Source organism: Empedobacter falsenii, from assembly GCF_013488205.1.
Classification (GTDB): domain Bacteria; phylum Bacteroidota; class Bacteroidia; order Flavobacteriales; family Weeksellaceae; genus Empedobacter; species Empedobacter falsenii_C.
Map to the genome: position 1 here is coordinate 1,985,404 of NZ_CP040908.1, position 24,518 is coordinate 2,009,921.

The 24,518-nt window shown below is 31.8% G+C and carries 23 protein-coding genes; 13 read left to right on the forward strand and 10 right to left on the reverse strand.

The genetic code is table 11. From position 1 onward, the window contains the following. Positions 1 to 10 precede the first annotated feature (10 nt). Positions 11 to 361, forward strand: a complete 351-nt coding sequence (locus FH779_RS09245; RefSeq protein WP_180904442.1) for a hypothetical protein — start codon at positions 11 to 13, stop codon at positions 359 to 361. Positions 362 to 410: 49 nt separating this feature from the next. Here FH779_RS09245 and FH779_RS09250 read toward each other — a convergent pair whose 3' ends face one another. The 5 genes from FH779_RS09250 to FH779_RS09270 all read right to left on the reverse strand — a co-directional run bounded on the left by FH779_RS09250 (position 411) and on the right by FH779_RS09270 (position 7,521). Next, complete coding sequence (locus tag FH779_RS09250; RefSeq protein ID WP_180904443.1) at positions 411 to 1,817, reverse strand: efflux transporter outer membrane subunit; 1,407 nt, start codon at positions 1,815 to 1,817, stop codon at positions 411 to 413. 2 nt (positions 1,818 to 1,819) lie between these two features. After that, positions 1,820 to 4,975: an efflux RND transporter permease subunit gene (locus tag FH779_RS09255; protein ID WP_180904444.1), complete on the reverse strand. Its 3,156-nt coding sequence runs from the start codon at positions 4,973 to 4,975 to the stop codon at positions 1,820 to 1,822. A gap of 13 nt (positions 4,976 to 4,988) precedes the next feature. Further along, a complete protein-coding gene (locus tag FH779_RS09260) occupies positions 4,989 to 6,230 on the reverse strand; it encodes an efflux RND transporter periplasmic adaptor subunit (RefSeq protein WP_180904445.1) in 1,242 nt (413 codons plus the stop codon). Positions 6,231 to 6,237: 7 nt separating this feature from the next. Further along, complete coding sequence (locus tag FH779_RS09265; RefSeq protein ID WP_038330593.1) at positions 6,238 to 6,732, reverse strand: GbsR/MarR family transcriptional regulator; 495 nt, start codon at positions 6,730 to 6,732, stop codon at positions 6,238 to 6,240. Between the two features lie 228 nt (positions 6,733 to 6,960). Further along, on the reverse strand, positions 6,961 to 7,521 hold the full coding sequence (locus FH779_RS09270; RefSeq protein ID WP_180904446.1) for a hypothetical protein: 561 nt from the start codon (positions 7,519 to 7,521) through the stop codon (positions 6,961 to 6,963). A gap of 120 nt (positions 7,522 to 7,641) precedes the next feature. On the opposite strand from FH779_RS09270, the gene FH779_RS09275 reads away from it, so the two are divergent. From FH779_RS09275 to FH779_RS09285, 3 genes are read left to right on the forward strand one after another with little or no spacing between them, the layout of a single operon-like run. Then, a complete protein-coding gene (locus FH779_RS09275; protein ID WP_180904447.1) occupies positions 7,642 to 8,247 on the forward strand; it encodes a hypothetical protein in 606 nt (201 codons plus the stop codon). 56 nt (positions 8,248 to 8,303) lie between these two features. Next, the gene (locus tag FH779_RS09280) at positions 8,304 to 8,750 is read left to right on the forward strand and encodes a KTSC domain-containing protein (RefSeq protein WP_038330588.1); all 447 of its coding nucleotides are present in this window, start codon (positions 8,304 to 8,306) and stop codon (positions 8,748 to 8,750) included. A gap of 2 nt (positions 8,751 to 8,752) precedes the next feature. Further along, entirely contained in the window at positions 8,753 to 9,067 is a 315-nt protein-coding gene (locus tag FH779_RS09285) for a hypothetical protein (RefSeq protein ID WP_180904448.1), read from the forward strand. A gap of 55 nt (positions 9,068 to 9,122) precedes the next feature. Here the strand turns inward: FH779_RS09285 and FH779_RS09290 are convergent, their stop codons facing one another. Then, positions 9,123 to 10,097, reverse strand: coding sequence for a deoxyhypusine synthase family protein (locus tag FH779_RS09290; RefSeq protein WP_180904449.1), 975 nt, complete (start codon positions 10,095 to 10,097; stop codon positions 9,123 to 9,125). A 31-nt stretch (positions 10,098 to 10,128) separates the two neighbouring features. After that, positions 10,129 to 11,511: a type III PLP-dependent enzyme domain-containing protein gene (locus tag FH779_RS09295; protein ID WP_180904450.1), complete on the reverse strand. Its 1,383-nt coding sequence runs from the start codon at positions 11,509 to 11,511 to the stop codon at positions 10,129 to 10,131. A gap of 415 nt (positions 11,512 to 11,926) precedes the next feature. Between FH779_RS09295 and FH779_RS09300 the strand changes: the two genes are divergently transcribed. The 9 genes from FH779_RS09300 (at position 11,927) to FH779_RS09340 (ending at position 21,435) form a co-directional block, all read left to right on the forward strand. Beyond that, positions 11,927 to 12,700, forward strand: coding sequence for a ParA family protein (locus tag FH779_RS09300; RefSeq protein ID WP_038330582.1), 774 nt, complete (start codon positions 11,927 to 11,929; stop codon positions 12,698 to 12,700). A 5-nt stretch (positions 12,701 to 12,705) separates the two neighbouring features. Continuing rightward, complete coding sequence (locus tag FH779_RS09305; protein ID WP_038330580.1) at positions 12,706 to 13,596, forward strand: ParB/RepB/Spo0J family partition protein; 891 nt, start codon at positions 12,706 to 12,708, stop codon at positions 13,594 to 13,596. Beyond that, a complete protein-coding gene (locus tag FH779_RS09310) occupies positions 13,586 to 14,164 on the forward strand; it encodes a DUF5683 domain-containing protein (RefSeq protein ID WP_180904451.1) in 579 nt (192 codons plus the stop codon). The genes FH779_RS09305 and FH779_RS09310 overlap by 11 nt, the downstream gene beginning before the upstream one ends. A gap of 9 nt (positions 14,165 to 14,173) precedes the next feature. Further along, a complete protein-coding gene (gene dapB, locus FH779_RS09315) occupies positions 14,174 to 14,878 on the forward strand; it encodes a 4-hydroxy-tetrahydrodipicolinate reductase (protein ID WP_180904452.1) in 705 nt (234 codons plus the stop codon). 26 nt (positions 14,879 to 14,904) lie between these two features. Then, the gene (gene lepB / locus FH779_RS09320; protein WP_180904453.1) at positions 14,905 to 16,467 is read left to right on the forward strand and encodes a signal peptidase I; all 1,563 of its coding nucleotides are present in this window, start codon (positions 14,905 to 14,907) and stop codon (positions 16,465 to 16,467) included. Between the two features lie 99 nt (positions 16,468 to 16,566). After that, a complete protein-coding gene (locus FH779_RS09325) occupies positions 16,567 to 17,172 on the forward strand; it encodes a WbqC family protein (protein ID WP_180904454.1) in 606 nt (201 codons plus the stop codon). Between the two features lie 4 nt (positions 17,173 to 17,176). Continuing rightward, a complete protein-coding gene (locus FH779_RS09330) occupies positions 17,177 to 18,778 on the forward strand; it encodes a S8 family serine peptidase (protein ID WP_180904455.1) in 1,602 nt (533 codons plus the stop codon). A 123-nt stretch (positions 18,779 to 18,901) separates the two neighbouring features. Further along, positions 18,902 to 20,536: a S8 family peptidase gene (locus FH779_RS09335; RefSeq protein WP_180904456.1), complete on the forward strand. Its 1,635-nt coding sequence runs from the start codon at positions 18,902 to 18,904 to the stop codon at positions 20,534 to 20,536. A 428-nt stretch (positions 20,537 to 20,964) separates the two neighbouring features. Continuing rightward, positions 20,965 to 21,435 carry a hypothetical protein gene (locus FH779_RS09340; protein ID WP_180904457.1) on the forward strand — a complete coding sequence of 157 codons (471 nt, stop codon included), beginning with the start codon at positions 20,965 to 20,967 and terminating at the stop codon, positions 21,433 to 21,435. Between the two features lie 23 nt (positions 21,436 to 21,458). Here the strand turns inward: FH779_RS09340 and FH779_RS09345 are convergent, their stop codons facing one another. The 3 genes from FH779_RS09345 to pepE form a co-directional block, all read right to left on the reverse strand. Further along, positions 21,459 to 22,859 carry a hypothetical protein gene (locus FH779_RS09345; protein WP_180904458.1) on the reverse strand — a complete coding sequence of 467 codons (1,401 nt, stop codon included), beginning with the start codon at positions 22,857 to 22,859 and terminating at the stop codon, positions 21,459 to 21,461. Between the two features lie 131 nt (positions 22,860 to 22,990). After that, a complete protein-coding gene (locus FH779_RS09350) occupies positions 22,991 to 23,644 on the reverse strand; it encodes an alpha/beta hydrolase family protein (protein WP_180904459.1) in 654 nt (217 codons plus the stop codon). A gap of 63 nt (positions 23,645 to 23,707) precedes the next feature. After that, positions 23,708 to 24,430 (reverse strand): dipeptidase PepE, encoded by a 723-nt coding sequence (gene pepE, locus FH779_RS09355; RefSeq protein WP_180904460.1) that lies wholly within the window; start codon positions 24,428 to 24,430, stop codon positions 23,708 to 23,710. Between the last annotated feature and the right edge of the window lie 88 nt (positions 24,431 to 24,518).

The following is a 24,518-nucleotide window of genomic DNA, read 5'->3' on the forward strand; positions in this document are numbered from 1 at the left end:
AATACAAAGAATGGAAAATAAAGATTTGACAATACGAGAAGTGATTTATCGCGATATGGATACGTTGATTATGGCAAAATTGAAAAACGGATCTAACATTTCAATAGATGATTTGATCGATATTTCTTCTTATTTAGCAGCAAGTTTGTTCCGTGAACGTTGGAAACAAAAAGGTGAGTTGAGCGAAGAGGAAGTGAATATCGTTTTAGGAAATTTAGGTGATTTTTGCAACGAGCATTTTGGTGAATATTTTACTCAACAAGATTTTGATAAAATTGTAAAGATCTCTCAATTATTGTTACAAAAACCTACGTTTGATAACGATTCGAAAGATTTTTTTGATGAAATATTGAAAAAATAAAAAAACCTCTCAAATATTTGAGAGGTTTTTTTATTAAGATTAGAATTGCTTATTGCCATCCACCTCCAACAGCACGATACAATTCGACCATTGATGATAAAGATGATAATTTCGCATCAACAACATTCAATTCAGCATTTAACCCATTGTCTCTTGCTGTAATTACTTCTAAATAGTTTGCCATACCGTAGTTTAACAATTCTTCAGAATAGGTAATTGCTTGATTGTATAATTGATATTCTTTTTGTTTATATTCAGCTTTCTTCGTTGCTGCATTGTATGTGTATAACGCATCAGAAACCTCTTTACTTGCATTTAAGATTTTGCTTTTGTAATTAATCAAAGCATTTTCTTGATTTGCTAAAGCGACTTCTTTTTGCGTACGCAATTTACGTTGTTGTAATAAAGGTTGAGTTAAGCTACCGATAACCGTCGCAAATAAAGATTGCGCACTAAACAATTTATCGATATCAATTCCTTGTACACCACCAGTTGCAGTAATAGAAAGAGAAGGATAAAAACTTGCATTCGCAACGTTAACATTCTCAAAAGCGTTCATCAATCCAAACTCTGCAGCTTTGATATCAGGACGATTTTCTAATAATTGAGCTGGAACACCAACAGATAATTTTTCGTCAATTTTTTGAGAAGCTAAGTTTGTACGATTAATAGATTGAGGATTTGTTCCTAACAAAATACTCATCACATTTTCGTTCATCTTAATTCCATTTTCAACGTCAACCAATAATGATTTCACATTGAACAATTGCGCTTCCGTTTGGTTAACTGCAACTTCTGTAACATTACCAGCTTCTTTCAAAGCTTTCGTTGTTTCTAAACTTTGCTCGCGGTTGATTAAAGTTTTATCTAAAATTCTTTTTTGCTCATCTAAAGCCAATAAGTTGTAATACGTATTTGCAATAGAAGCAACAATTTGTGTTTTAACCGCTTTGTGCGCTTCTACAGTTTGCAAATAAGTTGCAGCTGATGCACGTTGATTACTTCTAATTTTACCCCAAATATCTGCTTCCCAACTTAAGTTCCCTGAAACTTCGTATTGACTTTGTGCACGTTTTGACATCAATGCACCAAACTGAGTGTTACGAGAGTTTTCTGTAAACGTATATTTTGGCCCAACAGATAAAGTTGGTAAATAACCTGCTTTACCTTGTTTAGCATACGCTTCAGCGACTGCAATATTTTGCAGTGCTGAACGTATATCTAAATTATTTTGTAAACCTTGATTAATCAAAGCTTGTAATTGAGTGTCTGTAAAAATTTGTTTCCAAGAAACAGTTGCAACACTTGCACTGTCTTTTGCAATAACATCTGTTCTGAAATTTGCTTCATTTACAACAGCTTCAGGACGATGATAATCTTTTGCTACGAAACAAGACTGAACAGCAAACAATCCAGCTGCGATTAAAGTAATATTAAATATTCTGTACTTTTTCATTTTTAGATTGAATTATTATGTTCAATTTCTTCTTGTGGACGATCAAATTTAATTGGTTTAACTTTTTCTTGTAATGTTTGGAAAACAACAAACAATACTGGAATAACAAATAAACCTAAAATTGTACCTACTAATAAACCAAATGCTGCTCCTGTTGCTACAGAACGGTTACCAGCAGATGATACACCTGTTGCAAATACTAATGGCATTAATCCTAAAATGAAGGCAAAAGATGTCATCAAAATTGGACGTAAACGAGCTTTCGCTCCATCTATAGCTGCCTGAATAATTGACATTCCGTGTACACGTCTTTGTAATGCAAACTCTACAATCAAAATGGCATTTTTGGCGAGTAAACCAACCAACATGATTAAGGCAATTTGGAAATAAATATTATTTTCTAATCCAGCTAACCATTGAGATAAATATGCACCCATCATACCACAAGGAACAGATAATAATACTGCGAATGGTAAAACATAAGATTCATATTGTGCAGATAAAATAAAGTACACGAATACGATACATAAAGCAAAAATCATTGCTGTTTGAGAACCTGAATTAATCTCTTCACGAGTAAGACCTGTAAAGTCAGTACTATAAGAAGTAGATAATGTTTGTTCAGAAACTTGATTAATTGCTGTAATTGCATCACCTGTAGAAAATCCTGGTTTTACAGCTCCTGTAATATTAGCTGATGTAAATAAGTTGAAACGGTTAACAGAGTTAGGACCATATACACGTTTTAAAGTCACAAATTGTGAAACTGGTGTCATTGAACCTGCATCCGTTTTCACGAACATTTTATTTAAACTTGTTTCATTGATACGATCATCTGGCGAAGCTTGAATGTACACACGGTATTGTTTACCAAAACGTGTAAAGTCAGCTGCATATAATCCTCCAATATATCCTTGTAAAGTTGAGAAAATAGAACTTACTGAAACACCAGATTGTTTTGCTCTTTCAATATTAACATCGATTTCGTATTGAGGGAAACCTGTATTTAAAGAAGTTTGAGCATACATAATTTCTGGACGTTGCATTAATGCACCAATATATTCCTTTGCAACTTTATCAAAATCAGCAATGTCTCCACCTGTTTTATCTAATAATTTCAATTCGAAACCAGAAGACATACCAAAACCTGGAATTGATGGTGGTTGGAAGAAAATCATTTGAGCATCAGGAATTTGAGCTGCAGCACCAAATAATTGTCCAATGATTGATTGTACTGATAAAGCATCTGTTGTACGTTCTTCGAATGGTTTCAATTTAATGAACATCATACCATAATTAGAACCAGCTCCAGAAATAATAGAGTTACCTGAGATAATTGTTGCTTTATCTAATCCAGGAATTTTTTCAATTTTTTTCTGGAATTCTTTTTCAACTTCATACACACGGTCCATAGAAGCACCCGCTGGTAATTCGATATTACCAATAATAAATCCGTTATCTTCAGTTGGCACGAAACCTGTTGGCATCATTTTTCCAATACCCCAAATTCCTACTCCACTAAGAATAATTAATAAGAATGAAATCCATTTGTGTTTAATTAAAAATTTGAATGAATTACCATATTTATGTGTCATACGATCAAATGAAGCATTGAAAGCATCAAAGAATCGTTGAATAAAGTTACGTTTTTGCTCTCCTTCTTGATGTGGTTTTAAGAATAAAGCACACAATGCTGGAGATAATGTCAAGGCATTTAATGCCGAAATTAAAATGGCAACAATTAAAGTAATACCAAATTGTTTGTAGAATACTCCAGTAGGTCCTGAGATAAATGTTACTGGTACGAACACCGCACACATTACTAATGTAATTGAGATAATCGCTCCAGAAATTTCATCCATCGCATTTTTCGTTGCATCCATAGGAGCTTCGTGATGAGACTCCATTCGAGCATGCACGGCTTCCACAACAACAATGGCATCATCCACCACAATACCAATGGCGAGTACTAAGGCAAATAACGTTAATAAGTTTAACGAGAATCCTGCCAAATTAAGGAAAAAGAATGTACCAATAATAGACACTGGTACCGCAATCAATGGTACTAATGTAGAACGGAAATCTTGTAAGAAAATATATACAACAATAAATACTAAGATAAACGCCTCTATCATTGTGTGAACAACTTTAGAAATAGACGCATCTAAGAATGTATTTGTATCCATTAAGATAGTGTAAGAAACTCCTTCTGGTAATAATTTAGAAGCTTTTTCTAACTCAGCTCTTAAGTTTACAATAATTTCTTGTGCATTAGATCCTGGCGTTTGATAAACAGCAAATACAGCAGAAGGATCTCCATCCATTGCAGAACGTCCTGCATAAGATTGAGCACCAAATTCTACATTCGCTACATCTTTTAATCTAAGAACCTGTCCGTTTGGTAAAGATTTAATAACAATATTACGATATTGATCTTCTGTCTTGTATCGTCCAGAATATGTGATTGTATATTGGAATGATTGTCCAGAGTTTTCCCCTAACGAACCAGCAGCAGCTTCAAGAGATTCTTGAGATAAAGCTGCAGAAACTTCAGAAGGAACTAAACCATAACTAGCCATACGAGAAGGATCTAACCAAATACGCATAGAATAAGTCATCGCACCAAACACAGTTGCATCCCCTACACCGTTTACACGTTTTAAGGCTGGAATAATGTTGATGTTCAAATAATTCTGAAGATAAATCTCATCATATTTAGGGTTTGTTGAACTAAACGAAGCAAACATCAATGCTGATGTCTGTTGTTTTTGTGTCACAACCCCAGAACGAGTTACCTCCGAAGGTAATAATGGTGTAGCACGTGCCACACGGTTTTGTACGTTTACCTGTGCGATATCTCCATCTACACCTGGTTTAAATACAACATCGATAGAAGCAGAACCGTTATTAGAGGCAGTAGAAGAAATATAATCCATTCCTTCAACCCCGTTCACCTGTTCCTCTATCGGAATAATTACAGACTCCATTACTGTCTTTGCATTTGCTCCAGGATACGAAGCAGAAATTTTTACAGTAGAGGGTGCAATATCTGGATATTGTGTTACTGGAAGCGATATAAGCCCCAGTATCCCCAATATCAATATAAGGATAGAAATTACCGTAGATAGTACGGGTCTTTCAATAAACTTTTTTAACATATCTATTTACAATTTAGAATACCGTTTTTGTAGATTCTACGATTTGATCAAAGTTTGCTGGAGTTGGTTTAACAGCTGTTTTATCACGTAATTTACCTACACCTTGTGCAACAACTTTATCACCTTTCTTCACTCCGTCTTTTACAACTGCCATATTGTTCGCTCTTTCTACAACAGTAATTGGAGTTGCATAAGCTGTATCTTTTGTTACTTTGTAAACATAAGTCATACCTTGCTGTTCAAATGTTGCAGCTTCTGGTACAACCAATACATCAACATAAGTTTTTGGAACACGAATACGTCCTGAATTACCATTTGCCAAAAGCTTAGCCTCGTTGTTAAACGTAACACGGAAATCGATTGTTCCTGTTGTTGGGTTAATTTGACCAGTTACAGTTTGTATTTTACCTTTCTCAGGATAAACATCTCCATTAGCTAATACTAATTCTACTGCTGGAATTTTATTTAATTTATCTTTTAAAGTAGTTCCTTCTGATTTAGAAATAAAGTTTAAATATTCTTTCTCATTCATAGAGAAATAAGCATATACTCTACTTGTATTTGAGACTGTAGTAATTGGAGTTTGATCCGTAGGACCAACTAATGTCCCTTGACGAGAATTAATAGAACCAACCACTCCACTAATAGGTGCTCTAACAACAGAATAATCTACATTTGCTTGCGCTCCTTTGTAATTTGATTGAGCTTGAGTAACACCAGCCTGCGCTTGAGACTTAGCAGCTAAAGCTTGATTGTAACTCGCTTGTGCTTTTGCTAGATTAGCTTTTGCAGTTTCTAATTGTACATTACTAATAATGTTTTTTTGTACCAACGGAGTCAATTTGTTCACCTCTACTTGAGCTGCTTGCACTGCCGCTTGCGCTGCACTTACATTAGCCTGAGCCGCTTTTACATTAGCTTGCGCTGCACCAACACCAGATTTTAAAGCATCCGCATTTTGAGTTAAAACATTTGTTTCTAATTTGAACAAAGGTTGACCAGCTTGTACATATTGACCTTCATCAACATAAACTTCTGTAATGTATCCTTGGATTTTTGCACGAACATCATTATTTACGATACCTTGAATATTTGCAGGGTATTCATCATAACTCGTCACCACTTTCGTAGGCACATCAACTACCGGATAAGGTGTTGGACCTTGTGCTTGTTGAGCAGCAGCATTGTCTTTCTTTCCACAAGAACTCAAAGCTATTGCCAAAGCACCAACCATTATAACGTTAACGTTTTTCATATTACTTTTACTTATTTTCTAGTTGAATTTTATTTATTTTTTGTATTGTTTCGTCTAATATCACTTTTGTTTGATTAAGATGTTCCAAATAGATATCAACTACTCTATTTTCAACATTTTTAGAAAGCGTATTATTCGCTAGTTTATGTTCTTTTATTCGATTTGTATAACCTATATCTTGAGAAATCATTTCAAATAAAAAATCTAATTTCTCTGTCAAATAATTAAAATTTAATCTAAAATATCTTTTTCTAGAGTTAATTTTATTTATGTATTCGATGTGTTTCATCGATAGTAAGTAGTTAATAGAGTTTGATAAGGAACTTTTACTAACATTAAAAATCTCAAGAAGTTCTTCAAACGTAAACCCCTCCTCATCCGATTCTAAAATCATGTATGCTTGCAATTTAGCCGTCAATGGAGGAAAACTATAGGTTCTCTCCAGAAAAGCGCTAAAGCTGCAAAAAAGATCCGAATTACATGCTTGATTTTTTATATTCATAATGTGTATAATCTACAAAACCATGCAAATATAAAATAGTTAGTTCGGTTTACACAGAACTAACTATACTTTTTTCGATATTTAACAATTAATTAAATTAATAATTTGTTAATTCATACCTAAAATCCTAACAAAAAATAGACCAAACAAATTAAAAATAAAGCTATTATAGCATAATTAATTATTATTTTACACAATATTATATAAACAACCTTTTGTTTTAAAGAGCTATTGAGGTTTGAAATTTATAGGAGTTTTTGTTAAAAAATTATTAATTTCATCAACATCGTTCTGGTAATCAAATTTTAAATCTTCATGAAATTTTTCAAAAATAGAAAAAATCAATTTCAATCTCCCAAGTTGATAGTTGTATAATTTTTCTGCATTATCTCCCGTTGTATAAGTTTCAAAAAGATAAGGATAACGACTAAAAGATTCTTGAATGATATATTTTCTCAATTCAAATTCTGACACTTTATCTTTCGTAATTTGAACATGATAATTCACAATTCCACTCAATGTTTTTAGCGTCAACAACAATTGACGATGACTTCTATTTATATTAATCTGATTAATTAAGTGATGAGACTTTTTAAACTGTAAATCAATCTTTTCATAAATATTTTTTACACGTTCCTGCAAATCACTTTCATCTTCTAATAATTGAAAATGTAAATGCTCTACCAAGGTTTCATCTTTATTGATAAGACGTAAAAGAAGTTTATCCTTTTCTTTTGAAGGAAGATCTAAAATAGAATTTTTCAATTCAGGAACGTCTTTCAATTTCATACTTATTTTGTTTGCTGTTAGCTTGTTTAAAATTACAAAAATATTCGAGAAAATTCGTTTTATCCAAAACGATTAAATCATATAAATAATGTATATTCGAAAAAATAAATCATAACCTAAATGCCAAAATCACTCAAAACCTACATCATTTCCTCTGTTCTTTTCATTCTTTTTTTGTTGAGTTTAAGCCTTATTGGTTTGAATTTAAAAGGAGAATATACCTATCAAATTCTAGCTTGGACTTGGATTATTTTCACCTTTTACATCATTATTAAATTTTGGAAAATCATCTATATCAAAATTTATGGATTTTTGCTTTTTGCTTTAGTTGGATTAAGCATTTTACCAATGGCAATTCCGTTTATTGCAATCCTTAGTTTTTTATTTAATTTGGATACAATTCAAACCATTAAAATGAACGACGAATACAAAATAGTGGTTATGAAAAAAGTTATGGCAAAGAAACGTGCCTATATCTACAATTCTGAATCTAAATTTCTTATTTTAGAAAAATCACAAAATATTGCGAGACCAGATTATAGTGACATTGTTTCTGAAACATTAAATATTAATTTTGATGATCCAAAGTTATATGAATACGAAAACGAACCTATTCAACAAGCTAAATTGGTTTCTGTAAACAAGGATAGTATTGGCATTGAATATCAAATTCTCAACAAAAAGAAAATTATTTATCATAATCTTAACGAAACTTATGGATATTAAACGTATTTCGTGATTTATAATCCGTACTTTTGCACTCCGAAAAAAGGATTATAATTATGAAAAGCGTTGTAGAACACAGAAAATTACTTGGAGTTGATAAAAATGTTACTCTAAAAGAGTTGAAAACAATTTACAGAAATACGATGAAAGATGCGCATCCTGATAAATTTATCAACGACGAAGCAGGTAAAATAGAAGCCGAAGAAAAAAGTAAAGTTGTGATCGAAGCATACCACTTTTTAGTAAGTATTAATCCTGAAACGCACGAAAAAAACAAAGAAGAATATACGATTACAACTGCAAAATCCAACATTCATGATTTTTATATGGATGAACAAATTTTGAAAGTAGAACATTTAGATGGAAATCATTACGAATATTTCGGTGTTCCTAAAAACACGTACATCAAAATGGTAAATTCTGACTCTCCAAGCCGTTTTGCTAGAAGACATATCTATGGAAAATTTACACATAGAAAAGCTGGTGAAGCAATGAAAGATTAATTATGTCTCAATATTATAATGAAAAAATCTGCTCACTAGTCGAAAAATTATATATTTCTTCAGGCAACTCAAAAGAAAGATTATCAGAATGCCAAGAAAAAATAATATCGTGTTATTTAGCCTCTAAAACTGCTAATTTATCTGATGAAGCAAATGAATTTTGGAATAAATTTAACGAAGAGTATTTATCCAAAATTAATATATATGAAGATAATAGAGCTAAAAATGTAAATTTATATAGTTTATTAAGTAAAAAACGATTTAAATCTCTAGAAAAATATTATCTCTTTTTTCTAGAAGAATATTCTAAAATATAGCATAAAAAAAACCACATCATGAGATGTGGTTTTTTTGGTTTATATATTCTATTGATTAGTTTCCTAAAATATAGTTGAAAATCAATGGTGCTACGATTGTTGCATCAGATTCGATCATGTATTTTGGTGTATCGATATCTAATTTACCCCAAGTAATTTTCTCGTTTGGAACAGCTCCAGAATAAGATCCGTAAGATGTTGTAGAGTCAGAGATTTGACAGAAATATGCCCAGAAAGGAACATCTGTCCACTCTAAATCTTGATACATCATTGGAACAACACAAATAGGGAAATCTCCAGAGATACCACCTGCAATTTGGAAGAAACCTACACCTTTACCATCAGAATTTGCACGATACCATTCTGTTAAGTAAATCATGTATTCAATTCCAGATTTTACCGTAGACGCTTTTAAATTTCCTTTGATTACATTAGATGCAAAAATGTTTCCTGTTGTAGAATCTTCCCAACCTGGACAAACGATAGGTAAATTTTTCTCAGCTGCAGCAACAATCCAAGAATCTTTAGGATCAATTTCGTAGTATTGTTCTAGAACTCCAGAATTTACAACTTGGTATAAAAATTCGTGTGGTAAATAACGTTCACCTTTTTCTTCTGCTGCATGCCAAACATTTTCTAAATGCTCTTGTAAACGACGAAAAGCTTCCTCTTCTGGAATACAAGTATCTGTAACACGGTTAAAGTGCGTATCTAACAATTCACGCTCTTGCTCTGGTGTTAAATCACGGTAATTTGGAATTCTTTTATAGTGTGAATGCGCAACTAAATTCATTACGTCTTCTTCTAAATTTGCTCCTGTACAAGAAATGATGTGCACTTTATCTTGGCGAATCATTTCAGCTAATGAAATTCCTAATTCAGCAGTAGACATTGCTCCACCCAAAGAAATTAACATTTTACCACCTTCTAACAAGTGTTGCTCATATCCTTTTGCAGCGTCAACTAAAGCAGCTGCATTAAAGTGTCTATAGTTATGTTCTATAAACTGACTGATTGGTCCTTTACTCATTTTATTTGTTTTTTATTTATTTAAAATTTAATTATTTGTACCCCAAAGTATTCAACACATCTTGATGCGTTTGCTCTTCAGAATATACTTTTGCTTCATAATTTTCGTCAATCAAAATATATTTAGGTTGAGGAATCAAACAGTGATTAATTCCACCAAATCCACTAATATTATCTTGATATGCTCCTGTATTAAAGAAACCAATGTACAATGGTTTTGCTTGATCATATTTCGGAAGATAAATGGCATTTACATGTTGTTCTGAATTGTAATAATCATCAGAATCACACGTTAAACCTCCTAATAATACACGCTCATACTTATCGTACCAACGGTTAATTGGCAACATGACAAATCGTTTCGAAATTGCCCAAGCATCTGGCAAAGTTGTCATAAAAGAAGAATCGATCATATCCCAATATTCCTTATCATTTTGTTTCTTTTGATAAAGAATTTTGTAGACTACTCCTCCACTTTCTCCTACTGTAAACGAACCAAATTCTGTAAAAATGTTTGGAACAGGAATTCCTTCTTCATCACAAATCATTTTAATTTGCAACAAGATTTCTTTCGCCATGTATTCGTAATCGTATTCGAAATTCAACGAATTTTTGATTGGGAATCCACCACCAATATTCAAACTATCTAATTCTGGACAAACTTTTTTAAGGTTTACATAAACTCTCAAACATTTTGTCAACTCATTCCAATAATACGAATTATCTTTAATACCTGTATTAATGAAGAAATGAAGCATTTTCAATTTAATGCGTTCATTTGGTTTTACCATTGTTTGATAAAACGGTACAATATCCTTGTATCCAATTCCTAAACGAGAGGTATAAAACTCAAATTTCGGTTCTTCTTCCGATGCAATACGAATTCCGATTTCAAAATCGCCTTCTATCGCTTCCGAAAACAGATCAACTTCTTCGTAATTATCAATCACTGTGATTGTTTTACGATGTCCGCTATTTACCAAACGAGCAATGTTTTCTACATACTCCTCACGTTTGAAACCGTTACAAACAACATACTGATCGTCTGTAATCAAACCTTCTCCAATCAAATTTTCGACAATATTAATGTCAAATGCAGAAGATGTCTCAATGTGAATATCGTTTTTTAATGCTTCACCTAAAATGTGACGAAAGTGAGAACTTTTTGTACAATAACAATAATTGTAAGTTCCCTCATAGTTTAACTCTTCACGCGCTTTTTCGAACCAACCTTTCGCTTTCTGAATGTTTTGCGAAATTTTAGGCAAATATGTGAATTTTAATGGTGTTCCATGTTCTTCGACCAAAGCTTTTAGGTCAATTCCATTAAATTTTAAGTACTCTCCATCTAATTCAAATTCATCTTGTGGAAAGTCAAATGATTGCGTGATTAAATCTATGTATTTAGTTTTCATTATGCTTTATAAATGTTACGTGTGTTTAATAATTCTAAAAATTTTGCAAAAAAATTAGGGTATTACAGACGTATCGCATAATATACATTGCGAAGCAATAAGGGGAAAGAATAATTCTTAAATTCGTTTCTATTCATTAAAACTACTGCGTTAAAGCTCTTTCTATTCTCAACGCTTTCGAATAAAAGGTTAAAACTCATCAACTTTTTTTATTAAAAAAATTATAAAAATACTTGTCGCAAATATAAGTTTTTTAATTCTGTTAAAAAGATAAAATAATATTAAAATTTAGCTTTACAGAACTGATGTTTTATGATGTAAAACAAATATTCAACAATTATTCAAAAATTTATTTTTTCTTTAAGGTTTAGCAAGGTTAAATATTGTATTTTTGAAATCGTTTTGAACGTAAATTATGGGTAAAATTATTGCTATTGCTAACCAAAAAGGTGGTGTTGGTAAAACGACAACTTCGTTAAACCTTGCCGCTTCATTAGGTGTTTTAGAGAAAAAAGTTTTATTAATTGACGCAGATCCGCAAGCAAATGCAACATCTGGTTTGGGTTTTGATTTGGATGAAATCGAAGCAGGAACCTATGAAGTATTGGAAAATGAAGTACTTGCAAGCAAAGCTATTTTACAATCAGAATCGCCAAACCTAGACTTGATGCCTGCTCATTTAGATTTAGTTGCTGCCGAGATTGAGATTGTAGATTACGAGAACCGCGAATACATGTTAAAAAACGCGTTGTCAGAAATCAAAGATCAATATGATTATATTATTATAGATTGCGCGCCTTCACTTGGCTTGATTACTTTGAACGCGCTTACAGCTGCTGATTCTGTGATTATTCCTATTCAGTGCGAATATTTTGCGTTAGAAGGTTTAGGTAAATTATTAAATACGATAAAAGGAATTCAACAACATCACAACAAGGAACTGGATATCGAAGGTTTATTGTTAACGATGTATGATTCTCGCTTACGCCTTTCTAATCAGGTTTTAGACGAAGTGAACAATCATTTTCCGCAAATGGTTTTCAAAACAATTATTACTCGAAATGTACGTTTGTCAGAAGCACCAAGTTTTGGCGAAACAATTATTCAGTACGACGCAGCAAGTAAAGGTGCAGAAAATTACTTAAATTTAGCGCGTGAATTTTTAATTAACAACAACGATACAGTTTAAATAAAATGGCAAAGCCAAATAAAAATAATCGCTTGGGACGTGGATTATCTGCTCTATTAAAGGATGAACCAACTGTAAAAACTGCACAAGATGAAGGTGCTAAAAAATTGGTTGGAAATATTTTGGAAATAGATTTAGAAAAAATCACCGCGAATCCTTGGCAACCACGAACGAATTTCGATAAAAAAGCTTTAGAGGAATTGGTTTCGTCTATTCAAACATTAGGCGTTATTCAACCAATTACGATTCGTAAAAAACCAACAGGTGAATATGAATTGATTTCTGGTGAAAGACGTTTTCGCGCTTCGCAATTAGCTGGTAAAAAAACAATTCCGGCTTATGTGCGTTTAGCAAATGACCAAGAAATGCTGGAAATGGCATTAGTCGAAAATATTCAGCGTCAAGATTTAGATGCGATCGAAATTGCACTTTCTTACCAACAATTGATTGATGAAATCAAGTTAACGCAAGAAGAATTAAGTAAACGTGTTGGAAAAGACAGAACGTCTATTACCAATTATTTGCGTTTATTGAAATTAGATCCGATTATCCAAACAGGAATTCGTGACGGAATGATTTCAATGGGACACGGTCGCGCTTTAATGGCTATTGATGATACTGATTTACAATTTGATATTTACGAAAAAATTGTCAAAAACAATTTATCTGTTCGCGATACAGAACGTTTAATCAAATCGATAAAAGAAGGTAAACCTGAGAAAAAAGCAACAAATGAATTACCTTCTCAGTACAAAGAAGCATTAAGTTCTATTTCAAATTCATTGAATACGAAAGTTGAAATAAAACGTGCAAATAATGGAAAAGGTAAAATAATTTTGAATTTTACTTCTGATGATGAGTTTGAACGATTAAGAAAATTTTTAAATGAGAATTAAAGCATTCTTACTTGGATTAACGATCTCTTCGACGTTTGCTTTCGGTCAAGTTAAAACGGATTCTTTAGTCGTTGTCGAAAATAATGTTATTGTAAACGATACAATGAGCGTAACTAAAGAAGCATTAATGGAGAAAAGTCCAATTAGAGCCTCTTTGTATTCGGCTATTTTACCTGGTGCTGGACAATTGTATAACAAAAAATGGTTAAAAGCACCTATTGCGCTTGGTTTAGTAGGTACAGGAACAGGTTTTACGATTTATTACAATAATTTGTACAAAAAATACCGAAAAGCTTATATTGCGGTAAGAGAAGGAACACCAAACGAATTCACAGGAATTTTATCTGCAGAGCAATTGGCAGTTATTCAAGATGATTACAAACGAAAACGCGATTATAGTGTCGCTTTAACTGCATTAGCTTATTTATTAAATATTGTAGATGCAACAGTAGATGCGCATTTATTCACAGTTCGTAATGACACAGAAATGTCATTCAAACCAACAGTCATTCAAGATGAAATGACATTAGAGCCAGTTTTAGGATTGGCATTTAACTTAAAATTTTAGAAATTACAGATGAAAATTGCATTAATAGGATACGGAAAAATGGGAAAAGCCATTGAAGAAATTTTAATTCAACGCGGACACGAAGTTGTACTTAAAATATCTCGTACTCCACTTGCGGAAGAATTAAATAATGTTGAAGTTGCAATAGAATTTTCGAGACCAGAATTCGCTTACGACAACCTTAAAGTATTACTTGAAAATAAAATCGCAACAATTTGTGGAACAACAGGATGGTTAGATAAACAAGAAGAAATTAATCATTTAGCAATTTCAAATAACACCGCTTTTTTATATGCTTCTAACTTTAGTTTGGGCGTTAATTTATTCTTCGAATTAAATTCTATTTTAGCTCGAATGATGAATAAATATCGTAACGAATACCAAATTAATCTAGAAGAAATTCATCATACACAAAAACTTGATGCACCTTCTGGAACAGCGATTACAATTGCCGAAGGAATTATTGACAATTCAACATATAATTCTTGGTCGATGGACGAAAAAGCAAAAGACATTATTCCAGTTGAAGCAAAAAGAATCGAGGATGTTCCCGGAACACATATCGTACAATATAACTCTGATGTAGACACTATTGAGATTTCTCATACTGCGCATTCTCGCAAAGGTTTTGCCTTAGGTGCCGTGATTGCTGCGGAATGGATTTGTAATAAACAAGGTGTTTTCACAATGAAAGATGTACTTGAACTAAACTAAATTAAAATACTAAATATCAAAAACTTATGCATGTACTAATTTACTGGTTAATTGGTTTTATTATTGCCAATATAATCTTTGGAGCTGCAACTTGGAAATTATATAAAAATGCTGGAAAGCAAGCAATTCAAGCTTATATTCCTTTTCTAAATATCTGGAAAGGTTTAGAAATTATTCATCGTCCAAAATGGTGGATTATTCTATTTTATTTGCCAATTGTTGGTCCTATTTTTTGGTTAGTATTCTTTGTTGATTTAGGAGATTCTTACGGAAAAATTGAAACAAAAGACAAAGTCATTATGGTTTTGACTTTAGGTTTATACATTTTTGCAGTTAATTATTCTGATAATCCAAAATATTTAGGACCAGAAAAACGCAAACCAACATTTGTTTCTTCCTTAATTTTTGCCCTTGTTTTGGCAACTTTGGTTCATAACTGGTTTATTCAACCAATGATTGTTCCTACAGGATCAATGGAAAATACAATCAAAATTGGTGATGCTTTATTTGTAGAAAAAGTAAGTCACGGAGCGCGCGTTCCTATGACGCCGATCGGAATTCCATTTTCTGAGTTCATTTACCGTGATGGTTTTATCGACAAAGCGCGTTTGCCTTATATGCGTCTTCCAGGTTGGAGAGATTTAAAATCGAACGATATTGTTGTCTTCAACTATCCTACAGATTCTGTTTATTCTGCTATCGATCGTAAAGATGCGTATGTAAAACGTTTGGTAGGTTTACCAGGTGAAACGATTCAAGTTCGTAATGGAGTTTTATATGTAAATGATAAAAAATTCATTCCGAAAAAAGATGCACAAGTTCAACATGCGTATACAGTTATTGTAAAATCTCCTTTCAGCGATAAATTATTATACGATAATTTCGGAATTATTAGTACTGATTATAACGCTGCAAAACAAGCTGACGGAACATTTATTTATCAATTTGCTGCTTTGACTGATGCTCATGTTACAGCAATGAAATCTAATGCAAATGTAGTTTCTGTTGAACCAATTTTACAACCAGTTGGTGAAAAAACAGAGCACATTGTAAATGGAAAAATTGATAGTACAAATACGATTTTCCCTGTAAACAAAACGTGGAATACAGATCAATATGGACCTTTATATATTCCGAAAAAAGGTGATGTAGTTGATGTAAACAAAGAAACCTTAGCACAATACATCAATGTAATTCGTAAATACGAGCACAATAGTTTGCGTGTAGATTCTGCGAATGGTAAGTTTGATGTGTACATTAACGATCAAAAAACAAATAAATACGAAATCAAACAAAACTATTACTTCATGATGGGAGATAATAGAAATCAATCGTTAGATGCGCGTTTCTTTGGATATGTTGGAGAAGATCACATCATTGGTCGTCCAATTATGATTTGGGCAAATATGAACGGAATGTTCGAGCCTGCTGCTCCTAAGAAATTTATTTGGAACCGTTTCTTTACATCAATCAATAATGATAATCCAGACAAAACTTCGTACGGAATTTATGTTTTAATTGCCTTAATTGGTTGGATTGGATACGATATTGTAAAAGCTCGTAAAGAGAAGAAGAAAAACAAATATTAATAAAAAGAGCGATAAAATCCTCTAAATTATAAAATTAACAACACTATAAATGTGCATTATAAGCTACTTGTAATGCACATTTCCATATAAAATAATAGAATGAAAAATACGTTTGCAGCTTTTTATTTTGGACCGATTGATTACTATGCAGAAATGGTAAAAAGCCAAACTTTGGATATCGAAGTTCAAGAAAATTTTCAAAAGCAAACTTACCGTAACCGCATGTATATTTTGGGCGCAAATGGTAAATTAATGTTGAATATTCCAATTTTACACAACGGAACACGTTTGTTCAAAGATTTGCAACCTTCTTATGAATATGATTGGCAAAAAGAACACATCAAATCGTTAAAATCAGCTTATCAAAGTTCTCCATATTTTGAATATTATGAAGATGAAATTATTCCAATTTTAGAACAAAAAGAGAAATTTCTTTTAGATTTTAATCTAAAAACAATTGATTTCATCAACAAGAAATTAAGCTTAGATTTGGAGATTTCTAAAACTGAAACCTATCAAGATCTGAATCCTGAAAATGATTTCAGAAATCAATTTTCTGCTAAAAAAGCACCTCAATATAACTTACCAGAATATGCACAAGTTTTTGATGATAAATTTGAGTTTATAGAAGGTTTGAGTATCTTAGATTTACTTTTTAGCGAAGGACCAAGTGCCGCAGTATATTTAAAAAACTTAATAAAATAACAACATGAGAAAATTATTTATTGCTTTAGGATTTGCCTTTACATTAGGGTTTGCTCAAGCACAAACAACAGAGGTACCAAAAGAAAAATGGTATCATGCAGGTGTAGAACAAACAGGTGTTTATGGTGTAAATACTGATCAAGCTTTACAATTCTTAAAAGACAACAAAAGAAAAGCTAATACAATTATTGTAGGAGTTTTAGACAGTGGTGTTGAAAATTTCCACGAAGATTTGAAAGCAAATATGTGGTCAAATCCAAAAGAAATTCCAGGAAACGGAATCGATGATGACAAAAATGGTTACATTGATGACGTACATGGATGGTCTTTTTTAGGAACAGCAAAAGGAATCAATTACAATGATGATACCACTGAATTAACACGTGTTTACAAAGCTTTATCATCTAAATACGCAACTTTCGATCAAAAGAAAAATCATGAAGCTATTGTAAAAAATCCTACTGAATATGCTGAATTTCAAAAAATTGAAAAAGAATATTTAAGCGCTGTAGGAAAAGCAAAATATAACCAACAAGTTGCTCAATCTAAATTGAATGCAGTTGAAGGTGGTGTAAATAAAATGGTTCTTGAATTTGGAGATACTAAATTAACTAAAGATATTTTAAAAAATTACCAACCAACAGATTCTCAAATCTTAGAAGCTTTATGGATTTTTGGTGAATTGAAAGAAGAGCAATGGGTTGGGAAAACGATGAAAGAAGTTTCGAATACCTATTTAGGAGCTGCTCGTCGTGCTGCGAAGGGAGATGCTTTATCTTCTCACTTAAATTTAGATTTGGTTGATCGTAAAGATGTTGACAATCCAAATGATAAGAAAGAGCGTTTTTATGGAAACGGAGATTCTAACGGACCTGAGTCTTCTCACGGAACTCACGTTGCTGGAATTATCGGTGCTGTAAGAGGAAATAATATCGGTTCTGAAGGAACAACAGGAGGAAATAATGTGAAAATTATGTCTGTTCGTACAGTTCCAAATGGAGATGAGCGCGATAAAGATGTTGCAAATGCTATTTATTACGCAGTTGACAATGGAGCAAAAATCTTGAACATGTCTTTCGGAAAACCTTATTCTCCTGATGCAGATTTAGTTTGGGATGCATTCAAATATGCTTCTGATAAAGGTGTTTTAATCGTTAAAGCGGCAGGAAATAGCAACGAAGACATTGATGTTCATGTACATTATCCAACTAATTTCAGAAATGGAAATACAGTTTCTAAATCTGTCCTTACAGTTGGTGCTTCTACTAAAGATCCAAATGCCTTAAAAGCTCGTTTCTCAAACTATGGTAAAAAATCGGTAGATGTTTTTGGACCAGGACAAGAGATCTATGCAACATATCCAGGGGTTGATCAATATCGCTTCTTAAACGGAACTTCTATGGCCTCACCTGCTGTTGCTGGTGTTGCAGCGTTAGTTTGGTCACATTATCCAAAATTAACGGCAGAAGATATTCGTACTATTTTAATGGAAACAGTAAATAAAAACGAGCAATTAAAAGATATTTCTGTTGCTGGAGGTGTTGTAGATTCTTACAAAGCTGTAAAAAAAGCTGAAGAAATTTACAAACAACGTAAGTTGAAATAATTTTAAATTTAACACAACATTATAAAAAGGCTTCAAATTTTGGAGCCTTTTTTGCGTTTAAACTCGGGATAATTTTAGATGTAACAATTTCGGTTGTTTCTCGACATATAGATAAAATCAATTATGAAAAAATTCTTATTAAGTATATCAGTTGCCATGTTTGTTGGTGTGACATCGTTCGCACAAGAAACGACAACTGCTCTACCTTTACCTAAAGTTGATCAAAAATATTGGCAACACGAATCTTTCGAAGAAAGTGGTGTTTATGGTGTTAATACTCAAAAAGCGTTACAATTTTTAGAATCAAAAAAACGTAAACCATCACAGTTAATTGTTGGTGTTTTAGATTCTGGAGTTGAGATTACTCATCCAGATTTAAAAGATAATATTTGGACAAATAGCAAAGAAATTGCTGGGAATGGAATTGACGATGATAAAAATGGTTATATAGATGATATTCACGGTTGGAATTTTATCGGAGGAAAAGATGGTAAAAATGTTGATGGAGATACATTAGAGTTAACACGTCTTTTTGTAAAATACCGCGATTTATTCGAAAAAAGTAAAGATGCTGCTTCAAACAAAACGAAATTCCCAAAAGAATTTGAAGAATATCAAAAAATAAAACCTGAGTTCGAAAATAAATTAGCCGAAGCAAAACAAAATGCAGCGCAATATGTACAGATGAATGATATTTTCTCTGTTGCATTTCCTGCTTTGATTAAAGAATGGGGCGAAAAAGATTTGAATGAAAAAAATATGATGTCTTTTAAACCTGCTTCTAAAGAGGCACAACAAGGGATGATTATTTTTGGTATGGTTCCGAAAGAAGCTTGGGAAGGAAAATCGATGAAAGATTTCTTAACAGAAGTTGGAAATGAAATTTCAGAAGGAACAAAATATTACAAAGAACAAGTTGAAATTAACTTGAATACAGAATTAGATCCTCGTCCAATTGTTGGTGATAATTATGCTGATAAATCAGAACGTTTTTACGGAAATAATGATGTAGACGGTCCTGATTCTATGCACGGAACGCACGTTTCTGGAATTATTGCGGCAAAATCTGGTAACGGAATTGGAATGGATGGAATCGCAGGAAATGGTTATGTAAAAATCATGTCAGTTCGTACAGTTCCAAATGGTGACGAACGCGATAAAGACGTTGCAAATGCCATTCGTTATGCTGCAGATAATGGAGCAAAAATCTTGAACATGTCTTTTGGAAAAGCTTATTCTCCAGATAAACAAATTGTTTGGGATGCATTTAAATATGCTGAGAAAAAAGGTCTTTTATTGATTAAAGCTGCAGGAAATGAAAACGTAAATATTGATGACGAAATTCACTTCCCTACTGTTTATGATAACAAAGGCGCAGAAGTTTCTAAAAACGTAATTACAGTTGGAGCAAACACAATGGATAATAACAATTTAAGAGCAAGTTTCTCTAATTTTGGTAAAAAGTCTGTAGACGTTTTTGCGCCAGGAAATGAAATATATTCTACTGTTCCTAATAAAGATGGGGAATACAAAAACGAAAGTGGAACTTCTATGGCTTCCCCAGTTGTAGCAGGAGTTGCGGCTCTGGTTTGGGCTCATTATCCCAAATTAACTGCAACAGATATCAAACAAATTTTGTTAGAATCTGTCAATAAAAATCCTGCTTTAACAGATATTTCTGTAACAGGCGGTGTCGTTGATGCGTACAAAGCTGTTCAATTAGCAGAAAAAATGTATGTTGCTAAAAAATTGAAATAAGAAAGTATCACTATTTTTTATAGTATTTAAGTAACAAAAATAAACTTGGGTTAGATTCTATTTTTAGAGTCTAACCTTTTTTTGTATAAGATATTTCTTGTTCAAATTGAATTAAAACTCTTTTTCAACTCTTTCTATTTTTATGTTAATCAGTTATAAATGATTGATTTTTAACTTAAAGTTTAACACTTCTCATAATATATTGTTACATAATGTATTAATAATTTAGCTACAGTTTTAAGTAAAATATGTAAGTATTTATCATTTATCGATTGATTTCATTTTAAATATCTTAATTACGAATAGAATTTATTTTTTAACAATTTGATATAAAACAACTTAATTCATAAACTTAAAACAAAACATTAAAATATTTATTCTATACTACCATGCAGAAATATATTTATGTTAGCCTATTCATTTTTTCAATGAATAATGTTAATGCGCAATTAATTATTGCAAATAATCAGAATAATGTCCAACTTTCTGAATCTACATTAATGCAGTTTGAAGATGGATATACGAACGGAATCATCTTACCAGCGAACGATCAAGCTCCTATAAATGCTACAAATGGAACTTTTATTTTAGACCAATCTGATAAAAGAGTAAAAGTTTTTGAGAACAATCAATGGAAAAATCTTTCATATGAAGGAAATTTATCTGATATAATTTCAAATCCATCTGATGACTTAGGAGATGGTGTAATTTTAGGCTCTGAAACGTCTAATGCAAAAGGAGTTTTGGTCTTAGAGTCGGATGACAAATCATTGATTTTACCACGTATTAATGATCCTGTAAGTAATGTAAAATCTCCGTATCCAGGCATGATTTGTTACGATACAAAATCAAGAACGATTTGCATTTATGATGGTAAAGTTTGGAATTTTTGGAAATAGATTTGAGATTTCAAATCATTTTTTTATTCATTACAACTTCGTTCAATACAATGCCAAGTCGTCCCATTGTACAACTTAATACATAAATCTGTTTGGTCATATATCAACATTCCTTCTACTGGTGTTTTAATTTGATCCGTATTGAGAACTCTACTAATTACGAATCCTTTTTCTTTAGAAGACAAAACAATTGCACCATTTGGAATATTTGAAGGCCAATTTACATTATTATTTTTGTATGTGCTTATCCCAATTTTACTCGGATCTCCGACAGATGATGTATTGGCTATTTTGACGCATTCTGTAGTAAAGTCCCCATTTTTGTCCGCACATTTCTTTAATTGCGCTATCATTGGAGCACTACAATTTCCTGCCGATTCACAATCAAAAGTAACATTGGCAACAGTTGAATTAACAATTGTTCCATTTGCATCTACATAATTGGGTAAATTACTAAAAACATAATTTTCACCTTGATTATAACTTTTTTGATCAGGATTATAAGAATCATATTTTGTAAAGTTAAGATTTGGACCAACTTTAGAACCATTTGGATTTAAAGGTTGTCTTGTATAAAAATATCCTTTGCTCGAATTATTTTTTGGTCCTTCTAATGACATTCCATTCATATTGACTGTACTCAATTTTACCAAACCTGCATTGTATATACTCGCTTGTGTGTTGCCATTTATTCCATTATTAAAAATAAATGTTCCATAATTTTCAATTCGGCTTGTTCCACTCAAATCACTATTTCCTCCTTCTATTGTTACTGTTCCAGTATTAACAATACGCGAACCTCCCATATTAAAACTTGATAATGAATAAATTTCGCCACAATTCACCATTAAAGTTGTCGCATTATTATCTATTGTATTCGAAACATCAATTCGCCCTTTGTTCAAAAATGTATTATTACCTTCGCTCAAATTAAATCGAACCACCTTCATTTCTTTGTTATTTTCGATGTAATTAATTGCTGTAGGAGAACCAAAATTTAAGGTACTTCTGATATCTACAGTTCCATTATTAATAAGATTTGTCGCATTATTACGAATTGTAATTCCAGATTGATTACTTAAAGTACCTGTCGTTGAGATATTAATATCCAAATCGGAAGAAAAGTTCGGATTATTATTAAATTCTAATGAACCTTCAATCTCAAATCCATTTTTGAAACCTGTAGTAGTTGATAGATTGGTATTAAAAATTAATTTAGTGTTTGGTGCTATATGTATTATTGCACCATCTTCTAATTTCACATCATTAAAAGTCGTGTTTTCCGTAAAACAAACTCTCTTATTTGCAGGAAAAACATAATTATCAATAGGGCTTGGATTGGTTACATCACAACTTGTTTGTTGTCCATAAAGAAAGTTAAAACCAAACAAAAAAATGTAAAAAGGGTATAATTTGGTAAGCATAGGTGTAGATTGTTTTTCTCTCTCTATCAATCCATATGCCTTTTTTTCAAATAATTGTATTTTAATAATTATAAATAGTTAAAAAAGATAATATCGTACTATTTTTACTTTGTAAATTATTAATGAATTATTTATTTAAAATCATAATTTCTTCTCGCCCATTTTTTACTTGGTTCAATCCATTCATCAAGAGCTTTATAAAGAAAACCATGCTTTAAGCCATTATTTAATTCAATTTCTTTGAAATGATTGATTTTATTGGTTGAATTTTCTTTTCGTTTTATAGCAGAAATACCATAAACATCAGACTTTTCGTAAATAGTTAAAACGTTTCCAGAAAAATTTATGTCAGGCATTTCTTCTAAATCACTTTCTTGAAACGAACCAATAAATACATAGTTGATTTGAGGATTATTTTTAAAAGTTGATATATATTGCGCAATATAACCACCTTTGGAAGTTCCTACAACCGTAATATGATTAGGTTCAACTCCTATATTAATCAAACTATCAATTTGATTAACAACCTTTTTTGCATATATTATTCCGTCTGTTTTTGGCTTTCTTTTCTCGCTAATCACAATAAATCCGTCATTCCTGAATGAATTCAAAACTTTAGAATATTCAATTTTAGTTTTATAAACTGTATCATAATCACCATCGTTATGTGTTTCTAAATATTTATTATGGAGAAAAAAGATATAATCTTTGTCCTTTACACTTTTAGATATTTTATGTTGCGAACAACTCATTAAACCAATTATGAGAATCAACAAATATTTCATTATTCAATTTTAAATCAATCAAATATAACCAAAAAACCCTTCACTGAAAAGTGAAGGGTTTTTCTATATTCTATAAACTTTTTCCTCTAAAATACCAGATTCAAACTCAATTGGTTGTTCATTTTGTCTAAAAATTCGGGCAGATAATTTTCCTTTCAACTCCACCACTCCATTTTCTACACGAAGCCAACTTCCTTCTCTCAATCCAACTACAACTTGATGATTAAACTTGTGAAATTCATTGATACGCGTTTCTCTTGTTTCTCCTTTGTGCGTAGAATTAGGATCAGGATCCAAATAATGCGGATTAATATTAAAAGGTAAAAATTGTAACGCATCAAAACTTGGTGGATAAACAATCGGCATATCATTTGTTGTTCCAATTGTTAAACCTGTCAAATTACTTCCTGCACTCGTTCCAATATATGGTGTTCCATTATGTACAACGCTTCTCAATTCTTCTATCAAACCAAGTTCATACAACGTTTTTAGCAATAAAAATGTATTTCCTCCACCAATAAAAATCGCTTTAGCATGCAAAATTGCTTCTTTTTTATTCTCGAAAGTATGCAAACCTTTTACAGAAATTCCAACCGTTTGCAAAGCATCTTTTACATTTTGCGTATAATCATCGTACGAAATTCCCGAAGGACGCGCATAGGGAACAAAAATGATTTCATCAGATTGAATAAATTCTTTGATTTCATCTTTTATATATTCTAAAAAACTAAAACCGTGAATAGTACTCGTACTTATCACTAATAGTCTATCATTTGGATTTATCATGTTATCGAATTTTAACTCAAAAGTAAGTTTAAAATAAGAAAGTAGGTGAAAAATTGACAAAAAATTATACCAAATTACTTTACTTTTG

Coding starts and splice junctions, on each gene's coding strand:
- FH779_RS09345 (WP_180904458.1), bottom strand. CDS start 22,859: ATGCTTACCAAATTATACCCTTTTTACATTTTTTTGTTTGGTTTTAAC.
- FH779_RS09280 (WP_038330588.1), top strand. CDS start 8,304: ATGAAAAGCGTTGTAGAACACAGAAAATTACTTGGAGTTGATAAAAAT.
- FH779_RS09270 (WP_180904446.1), bottom strand. CDS start 7,521: ATGAAATTGAAAGACGTTCCTGAATTGAAAAATTCTATTTTAGATCTT.
- FH779_RS09250 (WP_180904443.1), bottom strand. CDS start 1,817: ATGAAAAAGTACAGAATATTTAATATTACTTTAATCGCAGCTGGATTG.
- FH779_RS09295 (WP_180904450.1), bottom strand. CDS start 11,511: ATGAAAACTAAATACATAGATTTAATCACGCAATCATTTGACTTTCCA.
- lepB (WP_180904453.1), top strand. CDS start 14,905: ATGCATGTACTAATTTACTGGTTAATTGGTTTTATTATTGCCAATATA.
- FH779_RS09340 (WP_180904457.1), top strand. CDS start 20,965: ATGAATAATGTTAATGCGCAATTAATTATTGCAAATAATCAGAATAAT.
- FH779_RS09300 (WP_038330582.1), top strand. CDS start 11,927: ATGGGTAAAATTATTGCTATTGCTAACCAAAAAGGTGGTGTTGGTAAA.
- FH779_RS09260 (WP_180904445.1), bottom strand. CDS start 6,230: ATGAAAAACGTTAACGTTATAATGGTTGGTGCTTTGGCAATAGCTTTG.
- FH779_RS09305 (WP_038330580.1), top strand. CDS start 12,706: ATGGCAAAGCCAAATAAAAATAATCGCTTGGGACGTGGATTATCTGCT.
- FH779_RS09285 (WP_180904448.1), top strand. CDS start 8,753: ATGTCTCAATATTATAATGAAAAAATCTGCTCACTAGTCGAAAAATTA.
- FH779_RS09350 (WP_180904459.1), bottom strand. CDS start 23,644: ATGAAATATTTGTTGATTCTCATAATTGGTTTAATGAGTTGTTCGCAA.
- FH779_RS09335 (WP_180904456.1), top strand. CDS start 18,902: ATGAAAAAATTCTTATTAAGTATATCAGTTGCCATGTTTGTTGGTGTG.
- FH779_RS09245 (WP_180904442.1), top strand. CDS start 11: ATGGAAAATAAAGATTTGACAATACGAGAAGTGATTTATCGCGATATG.
- FH779_RS09255 (WP_180904444.1), bottom strand. CDS start 4,975: ATGTTAAAAAAGTTTATTGAAAGACCCGTACTATCTACGGTAATTTCT.
- FH779_RS09310 (WP_180904451.1), top strand. CDS start 13,586: ATGAGAATTAAAGCATTCTTACTTGGATTAACGATCTCTTCGACGTTT.
- FH779_RS09265 (WP_038330593.1), bottom strand. CDS start 6,732: ATGAATATAAAAAATCAAGCATGTAATTCGGATCTTTTTTGCAGCTTT.
- pepE (WP_180904460.1), bottom strand. CDS start 24,430: ATGATAAATCCAAATGATAGACTATTAGTGATAAGTACGAGTACTATT.
- FH779_RS09325 (WP_180904454.1), top strand. CDS start 16,567: ATGAAAAATACGTTTGCAGCTTTTTATTTTGGACCGATTGATTACTAT.
- FH779_RS09275 (WP_180904447.1), top strand. CDS start 7,642: ATGCCAAAATCACTCAAAACCTACATCATTTCCTCTGTTCTTTTCATT.
- FH779_RS09330 (WP_180904455.1), top strand. CDS start 17,177: ATGAGAAAATTATTTATTGCTTTAGGATTTGCCTTTACATTAGGGTTT.
- dapB (WP_180904452.1), top strand. CDS start 14,174: ATGAAAATTGCATTAATAGGATACGGAAAAATGGGAAAAGCCATTGAA.
- FH779_RS09290 (WP_180904449.1), bottom strand. CDS start 10,097: ATGAGTAAAGGACCAATCAGTCAGTTTATAGAACATAACTATAGACAC.